This window comes from Kitasatospora sp. NPDC056651, from assembly GCF_042792155.1.
Lineage (GTDB): Bacteria > Actinomycetota > Actinomycetes > Streptomycetales > Streptomycetaceae > Kitasatospora.
Genome location: NZ_JBHTWX010000066.1, coordinates 1 through 16,735 on the forward strand (window position 1 = coordinate 1; position 16,735 = coordinate 16,735).

General features: G+C 75.5%; 11 protein-coding genes. 10 read left to right on the plus strand and 1 reads right to left on the minus strand.

The features are described from left to right. The first annotated feature begins 136 nt into the window (after nucleotides 1-136). The 10 genes from ACFRAR_RS24060 (at nucleotide 137) to ACFRAR_RS24105 (ending at nucleotide 15,395) form a co-directional block, all read left to right on the plus strand. A complete protein-coding gene (locus tag ACFRAR_RS24060) occupies nucleotides 137-1,765 on the plus strand; it encodes a protein kinase (RefSeq protein WP_380700229.1) in 1,629 nt (542 codons plus the stop codon). Between the two features lie 397 nt (nucleotides 1,766-2,162). After that, nucleotides 2,163-3,656: a class I adenylate-forming enzyme family protein gene (locus ACFRAR_RS24065; RefSeq protein ID WP_380700230.1), complete on the plus strand. Its 1,494-nt coding sequence runs from the start codon at nucleotides 2,163-2,165 to the stop codon at nucleotides 3,654-3,656. After that, entirely contained in the window at nucleotides 3,653-4,798 is a 1,146-nt protein-coding gene (locus ACFRAR_RS24070; protein WP_380700231.1) for a hypothetical protein, read from the plus strand. The genes ACFRAR_RS24065 and ACFRAR_RS24070 overlap by 4 nt, the downstream gene beginning before the upstream one ends. Nucleotides 4,799-4,800: 2 nt before the next feature. Beyond that, nucleotides 4,801-5,430 (plus strand): FMN-binding negative transcriptional regulator, encoded by a 630-nt coding sequence (locus ACFRAR_RS24075; protein ID WP_380700232.1) that lies wholly within the window; start codon nucleotides 4,801-4,803, stop codon nucleotides 5,428-5,430. Beyond that, nucleotides 5,427-8,486 carry an AMP-binding protein gene (locus ACFRAR_RS24080; protein WP_380700233.1) on the plus strand — a complete coding sequence of 1,020 codons (3,060 nt, stop codon included), beginning with the start codon at nucleotides 5,427-5,429 and terminating at the stop codon, nucleotides 8,484-8,486. Before ACFRAR_RS24075 ends, ACFRAR_RS24080 begins: the two co-directional genes overlap by 4 nt. Beyond that, nucleotides 8,476-9,702, plus strand: coding sequence for an alanine racemase (locus ACFRAR_RS24085; RefSeq protein WP_380700234.1), 1,227 nt, complete (start codon nucleotides 8,476-8,478; stop codon nucleotides 9,700-9,702). The genes ACFRAR_RS24080 and ACFRAR_RS24085 overlap by 11 nt, the downstream gene beginning before the upstream one ends. Beyond that, nucleotides 9,702-13,661 carry an amino acid adenylation domain-containing protein gene (locus ACFRAR_RS24090; protein WP_380700235.1) on the plus strand — a complete coding sequence of 1,320 codons (3,960 nt, stop codon included), beginning with the start codon at nucleotides 9,702-9,704 and terminating at the stop codon, nucleotides 13,659-13,661. Before ACFRAR_RS24085 ends, ACFRAR_RS24090 begins: the two co-directional genes overlap by 1 nt. After that, nucleotides 13,658-13,906 (plus strand): acyl carrier protein, encoded by a 249-nt coding sequence (locus ACFRAR_RS24095; protein WP_380700236.1) that lies wholly within the window; start codon nucleotides 13,658-13,660, stop codon nucleotides 13,904-13,906. The genes ACFRAR_RS24090 and ACFRAR_RS24095 overlap by 4 nt, the downstream gene beginning before the upstream one ends. A gap of 68 nt (nucleotides 13,907-13,974) precedes the next feature. Beyond that, entirely contained in the window at nucleotides 13,975-14,805 is an 831-nt protein-coding gene (locus ACFRAR_RS24100; RefSeq protein WP_380700237.1) for a TauD/TfdA family dioxygenase, read from the plus strand. Nucleotides 14,806-14,864: 59 nt separating this feature from the next. Then, nucleotides 14,865-15,395 carry a peroxiredoxin-like family protein gene (locus ACFRAR_RS24105; RefSeq protein WP_380700238.1) on the plus strand — a complete coding sequence of 177 codons (531 nt, stop codon included), beginning with the start codon at nucleotides 14,865-14,867 and terminating at the stop codon, nucleotides 15,393-15,395. A gap of 112 nt (nucleotides 15,396-15,507) precedes the next feature. On the opposite strand, the gene argJ is transcribed toward ACFRAR_RS24105, so the two are convergent. Beyond that, the gene (argJ, locus tag ACFRAR_RS24110; RefSeq protein WP_380700239.1) at nucleotides 15,508-16,662 is read right to left on the minus strand and encodes a bifunctional glutamate N-acetyltransferase/amino-acid acetyltransferase ArgJ; all 1,155 of its coding nucleotides are present in this window, start codon (nucleotides 16,660-16,662) and stop codon (nucleotides 15,508-15,510) included. Between the last annotated feature and the right edge of the window lie 73 nt (nucleotides 16,663-16,735).

The window sequence follows — 16,735 nt, forward strand, 5'->3', positions numbered from 1 at the left end:
GACCGCTGCCCGGTCCCCCGGCCGCCACCTTCCGCCCCCGGCGGACGCGTCGGGACCCGCCCGGAGGTGCGGCTATCGTGCACGGGTGCACGAGGCGGCCCGGGACCCCGGGCAGGGCACGTGAGGGGAGCTCCAGGTGATCGGACGGGCGCTGAACGGGCGTTACGAACTCGTCGGGATACTCGGCGTCGGCGGCATGGCGACCGTCTGGCGCGGGGTGGACCGGGTGCTGGGCCGTCAGGTGGCCGTCAAGGTGCTCAACGGCGGCCTCGCCGACGACCCCCGCTTCGCCGAGCGCTTCAGCCGGGAGGCCCAGCACGCGGCCATGCTGGTGCACCCGAGGATCGTCATGGTCTTCGACTCGGGCGTGGACCAGGGCACCCCGTTCATCGTCATGGAGCTGGTCAGCGGCCGTTCGCTGGCCGCCCTGCTGGCGGAGCGGCAGACGCTGCCGGTGGAGCGCGCGGTCGGCATCGCGGCGGCGGTCTGCGAGGCGCTGGCCGTCGCCCACGCGGCGGGGCTGGTGCACCGGGACATCAAGCCCGGGAACATCATGATCACCGACGACGGCGGGGTGAAGGTCGTCGACTTCGGCATCGCCCGGGCCGGCTCCTCCAGCAACCTGACCCAGACCGCGAGCGTGCTCGGCACGGCCGCCTACCTCTCGCCCGAGCAGGCCACCGCCTCGGCGCTGGACGGGCGGACCGACCTGTACGCGGTCGGCTGCGTGCTGACCGAGATGCTCACCGGCGCGACCCCGTTCACCGCCGAGACCCCGGTGGCGATCGCCTTCAAGCACGTCAGCGAGCTGCCGCCGCCGCCCTCCGCCCGGCGTCCGGGCCTGCCGCCGGCGCTGGACGCGGCGGTGCTGCGGCTGCTGGCCAAGAACCCGGCGGGCCGCCCGGCCGACGCGGCCGCCGCCCGGGCCGAACTGCTCGGCACGGTGCCCGGGCTGATGGTCGGCGACCCGACGGCGGAGCTGCTCGCGACCACCGCCGGGGCGGCCACCCAGCTCCTCCCGCCGGTTCCCCATGCGCCCTCGCCGAACCAGCCGGTGTCCTACGCGCCTTCGCCGAACCAGCCGGTTCCCTACGCCCCTTCGCCGAACCAGCAGCACACCACCCTGTTGCCGCCTCAGCCCCCGGCCGCCACCTCGGTGATGGCGCCGATCCCCGTCCCGACGGGCCGTCCCGCCCCGGCCGCCGCCTCCGCTCCCGTCCGGCCCGGCCGCCGGAAGCCGCTGGTGCTCGGCGCGTTGGGCGTGGCGGGCCTGGCCGGTGTCGCCGCGCTGGCCCTCACGGCCTTCGACGAGCCGGCCGACGGCACGCCCGCCGCCAAGCCGGCCGCGGCCACCGCCCCGGCGGCGCCTCCCACCCAGGCCCCCACCACGCCGGCGCCGGCCGCCACCACGCCCTCCGCGGCCCCGACCACCCCGTCGGCGCCCCCGGCCTCGGCCCAGCCCGTCCCGCGCAACCAGCCGGCGGCGCTCCAGCTCCAGTCCTTCCGGCAGGCGGTGGCCCAGGCCCACGTCGGCAAGGAGCGGGACCGGCAGATGGACCTGCTGAAGATCCTCGACACCAGCTCCGCCCGCCTCAACGAGGGGGACCCGGACGCGGCCTCGCAGGAGCTCAGGAACGCCCAGAAGGTGATCAAGGACCTGGGCAAGAAGCACGCCGTCGACGCCCCGACGTACGCCAACTGGAACGCCCGCCTCTCGGCCCTGTACGCGACCCTGCACACCACCGCGGATCTCCAGGACGACTGACGGCCGGACGGTTCGTGCCCGTCGCCACCGCCCTCTCCGCCGTGACCTGCGCCACGATTTGGGATTGACCAGGCCGGGGCCCGTCGAGGTGTTCCCGCCCGAGCGGCGCTGTCCACAGCCTGTGGACAGCGCCGTTCTTCGTGCTGGCCAGAGGGGGGAGCCGCGGTGCCGGAGGGATTCCCTCCGGTCGCCGCGAGGGGTGGGGGGCGATCGCTCATCTGACCATTTTTGACGGTGTTTCAGGAATCTCGGGATTCGGGCGGATCTTGTGTGACAGAAAGGTGCTGTGGTGGGATCGCGTTCCGGTTCAGCGATGTAACGATTCCTCACGAACGAAGTGGTCCTGACGGTTCATCACCGCTCATGATCACGGTGGCAGCCAAGGGGGAGGTCCACCATGCCGGACGGCATCCCTGCCGAAACGGCCGTACCGGCCGGTGAGTTGTACGGGGCGTTCCGCGAAGTGGCGCTCGCCGCACCCGGCGCCAGGGCGGTGGTCGGCTACGACGGCACCGAGTCGACGTACGCCGCACTGCTCGCCGCCGTCGACACCGCCGCCCGCGACCTGGCCACCCGGCTCGGCCCGGGCGAGGTGCTGGGGCTGGCCGTCGACGAGCCCTTCACCTTCCTCTCCCTCTACCTCGCCGCCGCCCGCCTCGGCATCGTCACCGTCCTGCTGGACAGCCGCCTGTCCGTACCGGAGCGCGACCACCACGCGGCCCGCTTCGACGTCACCCGGCTGGCCCTGGACGAGGAGCCGGCACCCGGCCGGGGCGGTTACGGGCTGCGCGAGGTCGCCGACGCCGAACGGCACCGGGCCCGGGCGGCCGCCGGCTACGAGCCCGGCGACTGGGTGGTGCACTGCACCTCGGGCTCCACCGGCGAGCCCAAGGGCATCGTGATGAGCCGGCCGGCCATCGCCGCCCGGGTCCGGCTCTGGGGCGGCGACCTGGAGCTGACCGCGCGGGACGTGGTCCTCTGTCCGCTGCCGCTGGCCCACTGCCACGGCATCGACGTCCTCACCCTCCCGGCCCTGCTCGCCGGCGCCACCGTGGTGTTCGCCCGCCCCGGCCGGCTGACCGGCCGGGGCCTGGCCCGGCAGATCGAGCGCCACCGCGTCACGCTGCTGAGCGGCCTGCCGGTGCTCTACCAACTGCTCACCCAGGCGGAGCGGTTGCCGCCGTCCTGGGCGGATTCGCTGCGCACCGTGATCTCCGGCAGCGCACCCCTGGGCCTCGACACCCAGCAGCGCTTCCACGAACGGTTCGGGGTGCCGCTGCGCCAGGTGTACGGCCTGTCCGAGATCGGCGTCATCTGCTTCGACGAGCGGTACGCGGGCCACGGCTCCATCGGCACCCCCGTCTCCGGCGTGGAGTGGCGGCTGGAGCCCGCGCCCGGCGGCGGTGCCGGGCAGGAACCGCTGCACGAGCTGTACGTGCGCGGCCCCGCGCTCGCCCGCGGCTACTACCGCGACCCGGAGTCGAGTGCCGAGATGTTCGAGGACGGCTGGCTGCGCACCCGCGACCTGGTCCGCGCCGACCACGACGGCTGGTACGTGCGGGGCCGGCTGTCCGGCTTCATCAACGTCGCCGGGAACAAGGTCGGCCCGCTCCAGGTCGAGGCGGCGCTGCGCGGCTGCCCCGGGGTGCTGGACAGCGCCGTGGTCGGCGTCGCGGACGCGGAGCAGACCGAGCGGGTCGCCGCGCTGCTCGTCACCGACGACCGGTTCGACCTCGCCGAGGTGCGGCGGCTGCTCGGCGAGCGGCTGCTGTCGTACCAGCTGCCCCAGCGGTACGAGACCGTCCCGGCGATCCCGCGCACCCCGCTCGGAAAGACCGACTACGCCGCCGTGCGGCGGCTGATGCACGCTCAGGAGGGCAGCACCCCGTGACCGGTGGTGAGATCGAGGACGACGTCGTCGCCGACGCCCGGGCCGTACTGGACGCGATGGCCGAGGGGCTCTTCGCGGACCTCTCCGCCCGGCCGGCCGAGCAGCACGAACAGGACGCCGGGCCCGCGTTCGCGGCGCTGAAGCGGACCAGGGCCACGACCCTGCTGGTCCCCCGGGAGTGCGCGGGCGCCGGGGCGTCGGCGGTGGACGCCGTGCGCTTCCAGATCGCGGTCGGCACCCTGGCCCCGGCCGTGGCCGTCGCCACGACCATGCACCACTACAAGATCGCGGCGCTCGCCCGGGTGGCGCGCTCCGGCGACGAGCGGGCCTCGGCGATCCTCAAGGACCTCGGCACCGGCGCGCGGCTGCTCGCCTCCGGCGGCGCCGAGTCGACGCCCGGCCGCGACCTGCGCACGCTCGGCAGCCGGGCCGTCCGCGACGGCGCCGACCGGCTGGTCACCGGCCTGAAGCGGCCGTGCTCGCTGTCCACCAGCATGGACGTGCTGTCCCTGATGGCCGAACTGCGCGCGCCCGACGGCACCCCCGAGGGCTACGCGCAGGTCTTCGTCCCGGCCGGGTCCGAGGGCCTGGAGCGCGAACCGTTCTGGACCAGCCCGGTGTTCCACGCCGCCGAGAGCCACGCCGTCCGGCTGACCGGGGTGCGGGTCCCGGACGACCGGGTCTTCCCGCTGCGCGGCGAGACCGGCCGGCGCTTCGCCACCGACTGCTACACCTGGTTCCAGCTGCTGATCAGCGCCTCCTACCTGGGCGTCGCCCGCTGCCTGGCCACCGCCACCCCGCCCGGGCGGCGGGCCGGTTCGGGGCGGTGGACCGAGGCGTTCGACGAACTGCGCCGCCTGGAGGCGCGGGTGACCGAAGCGGCCCGCGCGGTCGACGAGGACCGGCCGGACGGCGAACAGCTCAACGCGGCCGTCCGCGCCCGCGACGGCGTCGAGGACGGGATCGGCGCGCTCGGCGGCCTGCTGCTGCGCGCGGCCGGCGGCGGCACCTTCGCCCGCACCGGCTTCTTCACCCTGCTCGCCGGAGCTCTGAACGCCATCGCCTTCCACCCGCCGCAGCGCGGCGCCCGGGAGGGCATCGGCCTGGAACCGCTGGACGCCGAGTCGAAGGACCGTCGCTGACCATGTACACCCGAGAGCCCTTCACCCTGCCGCTGCCCGCCATGGTCGACTTCGTCCGGGCCAGGTCCTTCGGCGTCCTCGCCACCTACCACGACGGCACCGTGCACACCTCGCCGCTGCCGGTGGACCTGCGCGGCAGCGAGGAGGCCGGGCTGTTCGTCGCCGGGCACGTCGCCCGCGCCAACGGCATGACGGCGGCCTTCGAGGCGGGCGCGCCGGCCACCGTCACCGTGATGGGCCCGGACAGCTACGTGCCCGCCGAGTGGTTCGGCACCCGGGGCCGCATCCCCACCTGGATCTACTGCGCGGTGGAGATCTCCGGCCGGCTGGAGGTCAGCGACCCGGCCCGCACCCGCGCCGACGTCGTCGACCTGATCGACCGGCTCCAGGGACAGACCGTCGAGGGGTCCACCTGGTCCCTGGACGAGATGCCGCCCGAGCTCACCGAGGGCTACCTCCGCAACATCGTCGGCTACCGCCTGCACGACCTGCGGATCTCCTCCTGCTTCCGGCTGAACCAGCGCAAGGCCGACTCCGACCGCCTGGCCGAGGTGCTCGCCGCGAGCGACGACACCGTCCGGCGGGAACTCGCCCGGCTGGTCCTGGACCCGCCCACCGCCGGGACCGCGTGAGCGCCGCGATGCGGACACCGGACTCCCTGGGCCGGCTGCTCGACCTCGGCCGGACGGACCGCCCGGCCGTCGAGTGGTGCGGGCACACGCTGTCGTACGAACGGCTCGGCGAGGCCGTCGACGAGCTGGCCGACCGGCTGGCCGGGGCGGGCGCGGCCCGCACCCACGTGCTGCTGCTCGGCCCGCTGACCCCCGGCTACGTCGTCGGGCTGCTGGCCGCGCTGCGCAGCGGCGCCGTCCCGGTGCCGGTGGACGCCGGGATGACGCCCGGGCAGTACGCGTGGACCGAGCGGATCACCCGGCCGTCGGTGCTGCTGAGCAGCGACGTCTCCCCGGTGGCGCAGTTCCGCGGCGACACCTCCGGGGACGTCGGCGAGCTGGTCGTGGACGCGGCCACCGGCCGGGTCGTCCTCGACACCGCGGGCCGCCGATGTCCCGACAGCGCCCGGCGGCATCCGGACGGCGACGCGGGCTACCTCGTCCCGACCTCCGGCTCGACCGGCGCGCCGAAGGCGGTCGTCGGCAGCCGGACGGGCCTGTACACCTTCCTGACCTGGTTCGTCGAGGAGTTCGGCCTCGGTCCGCGGGACACCTGCGCCGCCCTCACCCGGGTCAACTTCGACCCCTCGCTCCGCGAGCTGCTGGCGGTGCTCACGGCCGGCGGCCGACTGTGCCTGCCGCCCGTGGACGCCCAGCTGGACCTGGCCGCGCTCGGCCGCCACCTCGCCGGGAGCAGGCCGACCCTCGCCTTCCTCGTCCCGTCCCTCGCCCGGCGCGTCGCGGACGTCCTGACCGAGCGGTCCACCCCGCTCGACTCGCTGCGGCTGGCCTTCTTCGCCGGGGAGGTGCTGCCCGCACGCGTGGTGCGGCAGTGGGCGGGCCTCGCCCCCGGCGCCGAGATCGTGAACCTGTACGGCATGACCGAGGGCACCCTCGCCCAGCTGTTCCGGCGCGCGGTGCGGGCCGAGGACGCGGCCGGGGCCTTCGGGCTGCCGGTCGGGCGGCCCCGCCCCGGGGTGACGGTCACGCTCGCCGAGCCGGACCGGGACGGCCGCGGCGAGGTGCTCGTCACCTCCGCCGCACCGGCCCTGGGCGTCCTCGCGGACGGCCCCGGCGCGGCCCCGGGCACCTTCCGCATCGAGCCGATGCCCTCCCCGCTGCGCACCGGCGACATCGGTTTCCGGGCCGGCGGGGACCTGGTGATCGCCGGTCGCGCGGGCGACGACCTGAAGGTGTCGGGGCGGCGCGTCTCGTACCACCGGTTCGTCACCGAGGTCGAGGAGCTGGCGGGGGTGGCCCAGTGCGTGGTGGTCGACCGCCAGGCCCCGCACGCCTTCGTCGCCGCACCGGACCTGCCGCCCCGGGAGGAGGGCGCGCTGCGCGAGCGGGTGCGCGCGGTGGCGGCGCGGCTGGAGCTGCCCGTGCCGGGCGTCCGGCTGCGTCGGGAGCTTCCGCTGCTGCGCAGCGGGAAGGTCGACCGGGTGGCGCTGGCGGCCTCCCTCTCCGCCGAGGAGGCGTCCGCGCCCGGCGGGCCGGGCCGCGCCGGGGCGACCACGGTGGACGTCCTGCGTCAACTCCTCGACCAGGACCAGGAACCGGCGGCCTCGACCGCGTTCGTCGAGGCGGGCCTCGGCTCGCTCGACATGATCACCTTCGTCGCCCGGGTCAACCGGCACTTCGGGCTGGAACTCTCCGCCCAGGACTGCTTCGGCCACCGCGACCTCGCCTCCCTCGCCGCGGCGATCGAGCGCCTGGTCCGTACCGGGGCACCCGTACCCGTGCCGCCCGGGCCGAGCGCGCCCGGAACCGGCGAACCGGCCGTCCACCCCCTCTCCACCCGCCAACTCGCCTACCTGGCGACCTGCATGGCGGACGGCAACGCCAACTGGTGCAACCTCTCCCGCGAGATCCGCGTCGAGCGGCCGGTGACCGAGGCCGAGCTGCGCGCCGCGCTGGACACCCTGGTGGCCCGGCACGACGTGCTGCGGCTCGCCCTCACCCCGCGGTGGGACGGACAGGTCCACACCGGGGCCGCCGGGGTGCGCTGCCCGCTCACCGTCCACGAGGCCGGCTCCCGCACGGTGCAGGAGGCCCGGGTCGAGGCGGTGACACCGCTGATCGACCCGACGACGGCGCCGCCGCTGCGGGCCGCCCTGGTCCCGGTCGAGGGCGGCACCTCCGTCCTCGCCGTCGCCCACCACCTGTTCCTGGACGGGCTGAGCATGGACCTGGTCGCCCGCGAACTGCGCGCGCTGCTGCTCGGCGAGCCGCTCGGCGACGCCCCGCCGCCGGACGGCTTCCGCGCCTACTGCGAGGCGACCCGCCGCCCCGTCGAGCCGTCGCCGGACGCGGAGTACTGGCGGCGGGCGCTGAAGGGCGCCGGGCAGACCGAACTGCCCGAGGAGACCGGCGCCGGCGCGCGCGACGGGATGCTGCTCTCCCGGCCGTTCGGCGTCCGGGCGGTGCGCGCCGCCCACCGGCTCGCGGCGGAGACCGGGGTCTCGGTCTTCTCGGTCGTCCTCGCCGCGTACGACCGGGCCGTCTGCCGGACCTTCGGCCTCGGCGCGCTGAACGTCGTCGTCCCGGTCCAGGCCCGCGAGGGCGTGCCGGGCACGGTGGCGGGCCTGTTCATGAGCCAGCTCGTGCTGCGCGGCGGCGGCCCCGCCCCGCTCCGGGACAGGTCCCGGGAGTACGCCCGGCAGCTGGCGGCCGGCCTCGCCCACGGCGCCTGGGAGTTCGACCAGCGCGCCGCCGAGCACGGCCTCGACGGCGGCGACCGCTTCCCGTTCTCCACCGTGCTGTTCAACCAGCACCCCAAGGCCCGCGGCCTGCGGGCCCGCGACCTCGGCTCCTGGGAGCCCCGCCCGCTGGGCCGCTCGCTGCGCTACCAGCTCCAGGGCGAACTGCAGATGTCGGCCGCCGAGATGGTGCTGACGTACTACTACCGACAGGGGATCGCCATGCGCGGAACCGACCTCACCGGCCTCGTCGACCGCCTCCACGGCCGCGTCATCGAAGCGCTCTGTCAGACCGGGGGAACCCGCTGTGCGGACTGACACGCCTTCCGACCGGGCCGGGTTCTGGACGCCCACCGCAGCCGAGGCCCGACTCCTGCTGCACCGCGCCGGCGCGACCCCGGCGTTCGTCTACAGCCGCGCCGCCCTGCGCGCCGCCGTCGACCGGGTCCGGACCGCGTCCGTCCCCGGCGCCGAGCTCTACTACTCCCTGAAGGCCAACCCGCACCCCGGCGTCGTCACCGCCCTGGCGTCCCTGGTGGACGGCTTCGACGTCTGCTCCACCGCCGAGCTGGAGACGGCGCTGAACGCCGGGATGCCCGCCGCGAAGGTGCTGTTCACCGGCCCGGCGAAGAGCCGCCCCGAGGCGGCCGCCGCGCTGGCCGCCGGGGTCGCGGTGACCGTCGAATCCCCGGGCCAGGCACGGCTGTTCGCCGAGGTGGCGGAGCTGCTCGGGGTCGCCGGCCGGGCCGTCGTACGGCTGAACACGCCCTACCCGTCCCGCGCTCCGGGCGGCGCGCCGTCCCCCAACCAGTTCGGGGTGGCGGCCGAGGACCTCGACGAGGTCGTCGGCGTCCTGCGGGGCTCCGCCCTGACGGTCGACGGCCTGCACCTGTTCTTCGGCTCCCAGTACGCCGACGCGGCCGTCGTCGACGCGGCCCGGCGGGCCGCCCTGGAGCGGGCCCGGGACGTCGAGGAGCGGTTCGGGCTGAGGCTCGGGATGGTCTCCGTCGGCGGCGGCATCGCCCTGCCGTGGTGCGACGCGGACCCGGAGGTGGACTGGGCCGGGCTCGAAGCGGCGGGCGGCGAGCCGCTGCCCTGGGGAGGCGGGGGCCGGACGGTGGTCTGCGAGTACGGCCGCTCGATCGCCGGCCCGGCCGGGGTGCTGCTCACCACCGTGCTGGACGTGAAGACCGTCGGCGACCGGCGCTACGTGGCCGTCGACGCGGGCGTGAACCACCTGTTCATCGCCGGCCGGCTGGTGGCCGGCGGCAGCCGGGGCGAGCCGCTGGTCCGGGCGGTCGGGGCGCCCCAGGACGGGGCGCCCCAGGACGCCGCGCAGCCCGGGGACGCCCCGGAGCGCGCCTGGGTGACCGGGCCGCTCTGCTCCCAACTCGACGTGCTCGCCGAGGACGTGCCGCTGCCCCCGGTGGCGGTCGGCGACACGCTGGTGTTCCTCGGCGTGGGCGCCTACGGGCCGACGTTCAGCCCCAGCGGCTTCCTCAGCCGCGACCAGGCCAGGGAGATCGTCCTCTGATGGGCGGTGCCACGACCGACGGCGTGACGGCCGTCCTGCCGCCCGAGGCCCTGAGCCCCATCCAGCGCGCCTACCTCGTCGGCGAGCAGCCGGGCATGGAACTGCGCGGGCCCGCCCGGTACTACCTGGGCTGCGACCTCGACCCGGCGCGCGTCCCCGGGCTCGGGGACCGGCTGCGCCGGCTGGTGCGCGCCAACGCCGTGCTGCGCGCCGGCGTGGCCGAGGACCTCTCGCTGCCGGTGCTGCCCGAGGCGGCCGCCGACGCGGTCGACGTCGAGGTCCGCGAGGTCACCGACGGCGGGTTCGACGCCGCCGACGCCGCCGTGCGTGAGGCCTGCACCGCGGACGGCTTCGCCTTCGGCGACGGGCCGCTGCTGCGCGTCGTCGCCGTCCGCTCCGACCGCCGGGCGCGGCTGCACCTGGTCTACGCCCTGTGGCTGATGGACGCGGCCTCGCTGGAGGTCTTCCTCGCCGCCCTGGTGTCGGACCGGGCGCCCGCCTCGTCGACCGCGGGCCCGGTGGAGTCCGGCGGCCGGGACCGCTCCGCCCGCGACCGGCGGTTCTGGAGCGAGCGCGCCGCCGCCCTGCCCGGCCCGGCGGAGCTGCCGCTGTGCCCCGACTGGCGGCGGGCCGGACCGGGCGTCGGCCACCGCGTGCTGACCGTCGACGCGGCCACCGCGCGCGCCCTCGCCGGGACGGCGCGGGAACACGGCCTGACCGCCCCGATGGTCTACCTCGCCGTCTACGGTGTCGCCCTGGGCCGTCTCGGCGGCGGCGTCCCGCACACCCTCACCGTGCTGTACTCCCGGCGCGCCGGGCGGCCGCCGGCCCCCGACGAGCTCGGCAACCACGGCACCACCATGCCGCTGGAGGTGCCGGCGGCCACCGGGCAGGGCTTCGCCGAGACCGCCCGGACGGTCCAGCGCCGCTACCTGGCCCAGGCCCTGCACGGCTCCCTCGGCGGCGCGGAGATCGCCCGGCTGGCCGACCCGGGCGGCGACCCGCGCCGGCTGCCGTACCCGTTCGCCTTCACCGCGCTGACGGCCGACGGCCGCCGCGAGGCGGACCTCGGGTTCCGCCGCCGCTGGGACGAGGTGCGGCTGCGGGTGCCCCAGGTGCTGCTCGACCACCAGGTGGTGCTGGAGGCCGACGGCAGCGTCCGGCTGGGCTTCGACTGGCGGACGGACGCCTTCGACCCCGGCTTCGTCGAGGACTTCGTCGGCCAGTACGCCGACCTGGTCGGGGAGCTCGCCAAGTCCCGCGACCACTGGGCACGGCTGCCGCACCGCACCCCGGCTCCGGTCACTGCCCTGGCTCCGGTCACCGCCCCGGCCCTAGTCACCGCCCCGGCTCCGGTCACCGCCCGGCCGCCCGCCGCCGCGGGGGACACCCTGCACGGCCGGGTGCTGCGCCGCGCCGCCGAGACGCCCGACGCCCCGGCCGTGCACGACGAGCGGGGCACCCTCGGCTACGCGGAACTGGTCGCCCGCGCGTCGGCGGCCGCGGCGGCGCTGCGCGCGGCCGGGGCCCGCCCCGGGGACAAGGCCGCCGTGCACCTGCCGCGCGGGCGCGGCCAGGTGGTCGCCGTCCTCGGCGCCCTGCTGGCCGGCTGCGTCTACGTCCCGCTGGACCACGGCGTCCCGGGCGGCCGGCTCGACAGCATCGCCCGGCGCGGCGGGGTCCGCTTCGCGTTCACCGACGGCCGGCCGGAGACGGACGAGGGCTGGGCCGGGCGCGGGGCGCGGCCCCTGGGGCTGCCGGAGCCGGGCGGGTCCGTGCTCCCTCCCGCCACGGACCGGACGCCCACGGCCTACATCATCTTCACCTCCGGCTCGACCGGAGAGCCGAAGGGCGTGGTGATCTCGCACGCCGCCGCCCTCACCACGATCGACGCCGTCAACGACGAACTCGGTGTCGGCCCCGGGGACCGCGTCCTGTCGGTCTCCTCGATCGGCTTCGACCTGTCCGTCTACGACGTCTTCGGGCCGCTGCTGCGCGGCGGCGCCGTGGTGATGCTCTCCCCGGACTCCGCCCGCGACCCCGCCGCCTGGGCCGGCCTGATCGGCCGGTACGGCGTGACGGTCTGGAACTCGGCCCCCGCGCTGGCCTCCCTGCTGGCCGAGGAGGGCGCCACCGTCCCGACCGTGCGGACCTTCATGCTCAGCGGCGACTGGATCCCGCTGACGCTCCCGGCCGCCCTGCGGCGCCTCGCGCCGGCCGCGCGGGTGATGAGCCTGGGCGGCGCGACCGAGGGCGCGATCTGGTCCATCCGGCACCTGGTCACCGAGGCCGACTGCCGCCGCCGGTCCATTCCGTACGGCCGCGCCCTGCCCGGGCAGGACATCCATGTGCTGGACCAGGAACGGCAGTTGTGCCCGGACTGGCACATCGGGGAGATCTGCATCGGCGGCGCCGGGGTGGCCGACGGCTACGCCGACGACCCGGTGCGGACGGCGGCGGCGTTCGTCGAGGACCCGGTGTTCGGGCGGCTCTACCGCACCGGCGACCGGGGCCGCCGGCACCCGGACGGGGTGGTGGAGTTCCTCGGCCGCACCGACACCCAGGTCAAGCTCAACGGGCACCGGGTGGAACTGGGCGAGGTCGAGCACCTGTTGGACCGCTCGCCGGGCATCCGCACCAGTGCCGTCTGCGTCCGGGGCGAGGGGCGGCGCAAGCACCTCGTCGGGTTCGTCACCCTCGCCGAGGACGCGCCGCGGGACTGGCGGCGGGCGGCGTACGCCGCGCTCGGCAAGGCCTTGCCGCACTACATGGTCCCGGACGCGCTGGTCGGCCTCGACGCGATCCCGCTGACCGGCAACGGCAAGGTGGACCGGCGCCGGCTCCAGGCGTTGCCGCTGCCCGAGGACGGACGCGGTCCGGAACCGGAGACGTCCGAGGGCGGCTCGGCGGGCGGCCTGGCCGGCCTGGCCGGCCAGGAGATCGCCGGCTGCTGGCGCGAGGTGCTGGGTGAACTCCCGGGCCGGCGGAGCCTCTTCGAGGCCGGCGGCAGCTCCTACGACGCGATCCGGCTGCTCTCGCTGGTGCGCTCCCGGCTCGGCCACCAGGTGTCGTTCGGCGACTTCATGGCCGATCCCACGCCGGCCGGCCTGGTCGCGCTGTGCCGCCGGGAGCGGGGCGAACACGGCTCCGGCATCTGGACGTACCGTCCGCGCGCCACCACGAGCCCGCGGCTGCGGCTGGTGCTGTTCCCGCCGGTGGGCGGCGGGGTCTCCTGCTACGCCGGGCTGATCCGGGAGCTGCCGGGGGACGTCGACGTCCATGTGGCGGGCTTCGACGCCCCGGTGCCGGTGCCGGTGCCGGTGCTGGAGTCGGTGCCGGAGTCGGAGTCCGGCCCGGCGGCCTCGCCGGCCTCGCCGGCCTCGCCGGCCTCGGTGGCCTCGGTGGCCGGGCTCGCCCGGGGCTGCCTGCGGGAGCTGCCCGCCGAGGTGCTGTCCGGCGGCGGGCCGCTGGTCTTCGCCGGGTGGTCCTTCGGCGGCGCGCTGGCCTTCGAGGCGGCCCGGGCCTGCGAGGCGCCGGTGGCCCGGGTCGTGGTGGTCGACACCCCGGTCTCCGCCGCCTCCCGGCTTCCCGGTCCGGGTGACGACGGCCTGCTGGACGGGTTCCTCCGGGACATCCGGGAGACCAGCGGGGCGGACGTCGACCGGGCGGACGTCGCCGACGACCCGACCCTGCGCACCCGGTACGAGGTGTACCGGCAGAACATCGCGGCGCTGGCCGCCTGGAGCCCGGAGCCCGCCGCGCTGCCCGTGGTGGAGTTCCGGGCCGCCGAGCGGCCGGCCGAGCCGGACGCCGGCGCCTGGGGGCGGGTGGCGCGCACCGCCGGTGCGGCGGTGCTGGCCGGCGGCCACTTCGACGTGTTCGGGCCGGACAACGCCCGGCGGGTCGCGGACGCCGTCACCGAGGACAACGGAACGGTCGGAAGGACAAGCAGGCGATGACGACGAGTGGAACAGACGTACCCGGTGCCGTCCGCGAGGAGTTCGCCTCCCGCGGCCACCGGCTGTCCCCGGAGCAGGACGACGCGGACCTGATCGGCCTCGGCGTCAACTCGGTGACGCTGATCCAGGTCCTGTCCGCGCTGGAGGACGCCTTCGGGATCGACCTCGACCTGGAGCTCCTGTTCTCGGAGCCCGTGACGGCGGCCCGGCTGGCGGCGGAGATCGAGCGCGGCACCCGGGCGTGACACCGTCGCGCGCAACACCACCGCGCGCAACACCACTGGCAGACAACCACTTTGGGAGGGGAATCGGCATGTCCGACGCAGCGAACGACGGCTACCAGCGGCTGACTCCGTCCGGCATGGGCGCGGTCATCCCCTGGAGCCCCGGCCGGCCCGTCGAGGAGCTGGCCCAGCGGACCAAGCGGGCCGCGCTGGGCAGCGGGTGCGCCCTGGTCCGCGGACTCGCCTTGGCGGAAGGGGACTTCAAGCTGCTGGTCCGCTCGCTCGGGGAGACGGTCGACCACAAGTTCGGCGAGGGCGGCGCCGACCTCCTCAAGCTCAACGCCTCGCGCGACGAGGGGAAGGTCGTCACCGGACGGGGCCCGTTGCCGATCCACACGGACGGCCTGCTGGTCGGCGAGCGCGTCGACCTGATCATCCTGTACGCCGCCGAGTTCTCCGACGCCCCGGGCTCCGGAGAGACCTACGTCAGCGACCAGCTCACCGCCTGGGCGGAGATGCCCGAGCACCTGCGCCGGGTCCTCGACGAGTACGAGATCGAGTACCTGGTCACCGAGCGCGGCTACTTCCCGACGGTCCCCGAGGACTGGTACGCCATCCCGGCGACCAGGGACTACGGCCGGGTGAGGTCGCTGAACCTGGCGACGGCCTTTCCCCCCGGCGTCACCCCGCGCTCCTGGGAGGTCAGGGTCAGGGGGATGGCCCCCGAGCTGTCCGACCGGTTCTTCACCGAGCTGGACGCCTTCCTGCGCTCCGAGCGGTACGCCTACACCCACCGCTGGCAGGTCGGGGACCTGCTGATCATCGACAACCAGCGGACCCTGCACGGCCGTACGGCCATCGGCCCGGACGGCACCCGGCTGCTGTTCCGGGGCCAGCTGACCCTGCCGGACGCGGCCTGAGCCGTGCCCGGCCGCCCGCCCCTTCCACCACCCCTGGAGTCCCCGTGCCTGGAGTCGCCATGTCTGGAGTCCCCGTGCCGCCCAAGCCCCGTCAGCCCGTTCCCGCCCTCGACGTCCCGCTGGTCGGCGGCGGCCGCTGGGTCCTCGCCGACCAGCGACCCGACCGCTTCAGCATGGTGGTCTTCTACCGGGGCGGGCACTGCCCGATGTGCCGCGCCCACGTCACCGAACTCGACGGCCTGATCGACGAGTTCGCCGCCGTCGGGGTGGACTCCGTGGTGGCGGTCAGCGGGGACGACGAGGGCCGCGCCCGGCGTGCCGTCGAGGAGTGGGGGATCAGCCGGGTGCCGGTCGGCTACGGCCTGCCGCTCGCCGCCATGCGGGAGTGGGGTCTGTACGTGTCCAAGGCCATCAAGGAGGGCCAGCCGAACGAGTTCGGCGAGCCCGGCCTGTTCCTGGTCCGTCCGGACGGCACCCTCTACGCGGCCGTGCAGACCAGCATGCCGTTCCTGCGGCCGCACCTGGACGAGGTGGTGGAGACGGTCCGCTGGATCAACGAGAACGACTACCCCGCGCGGGGCGAGCTGTGAGCGGCTCCCGCCGCGGCGCGGGCACGGGATGAGCGCGGCCCCGCGGCACGGGCACGGGACGAGCGCGGCCCTGCGGCACGGTCCGCCCGGACCGTGCCGCGCCGCGGCCGGCTCAGCTGGTGTAGTCGGCGTTGATCTTCACGTAGCCCTCGGTGAGGTCGCAGCCGTAGACGGTGAACGCGCCCTCGCCGATGCCGAGGTCCACCCGGATGACCACCTCGTCGCCCGCCAGGTACCGGGCGGCCCGCTCCAGCAGGGCGTCGCTCGGCTCCTCCGGGTGCATCGGGAGGTCGTCGAAGGAGATCCGGACGCGGGGCGGCTCGATGTCGGTCTCGTCCTCCAGCTTGCCGACGGCCATCGCGATCCGGCCCCAGTTCGGGTCGGCCCCGTGCACGGCCGTCTTCACCAGCGGCGAGTTGACCACGCTCTTGCCGACCCGCTTGGCCTGGGCGTCGTCGCGGGCCCCGGTGACCTGAACCTCGATGAGCTTGCTGGCGCCCTCGCCGTCCGAGGCGATGTCGCGGACCAGGTGCAGCGCGACGGTGTGCAGCGCCTGCTCGAACTCGGCGAGGTCGACGGGGCCGGCCAGGCCGTTGGCGAAGATCGCGGCGGTGTCGCTGGTGGAGGTGTCGGTGTCGATGCTCAGGGCGTTGAACGTCCGGTCCATCACGCGCCGGAACAGGGCGTCGAGTTCGGCGGCCGGGACGTCGGCGTCGGTGAAGAAGAAGGTCAGCAGGGTGGCCATGTTCGGCTCGATCATGCCGACGCCCTTGGCGATGCCGGTGAGGACCGCGTCGCCGACCCGCACGCTGAGGTGCTTCGGGCGGGTGTCGGTCGTCATGATGGCCGCGGCCGCCGCCGGGCAGTCCGCCTCGGGGAACGGCCAGGACAGCTCGGCGAGCCCGGCCCGGATGCTCTCCATCGGGTACGGGCGGCCGATCACGCCGGTCGAACCGATGACCAGCTCCTCGGGGTCGATGCCGACGATCTCGGCGACCCTGCGGCGGACCTCGGCGGCGTTGTCCGCGCCCTCCTTGCCGGTGGCCACGTTGGCGTTCCGGGAGAGCACGACCATGCCGCGGCTCTGCTGCCGGGGCGCCGCCTCACGGCTGAGGACGACGCTCGACCCCGCGAAGCGCGAGCGGGTGAACACGGCGGCGGAGCGGGCGGGCACCTCGGAGACGACGACCGCGAAGTCGTCCTCGACGTCCTTGAGCCCCATGTTCTTGGTCACGCTGCGAAATCCCCTGGGGGCCGTGATCGCCATGGTTCACATTCCTTCTCGGTGAATGAACATTCCGACCACCGTACATTCAAGCAACTTGGGCGGCAACGACCTT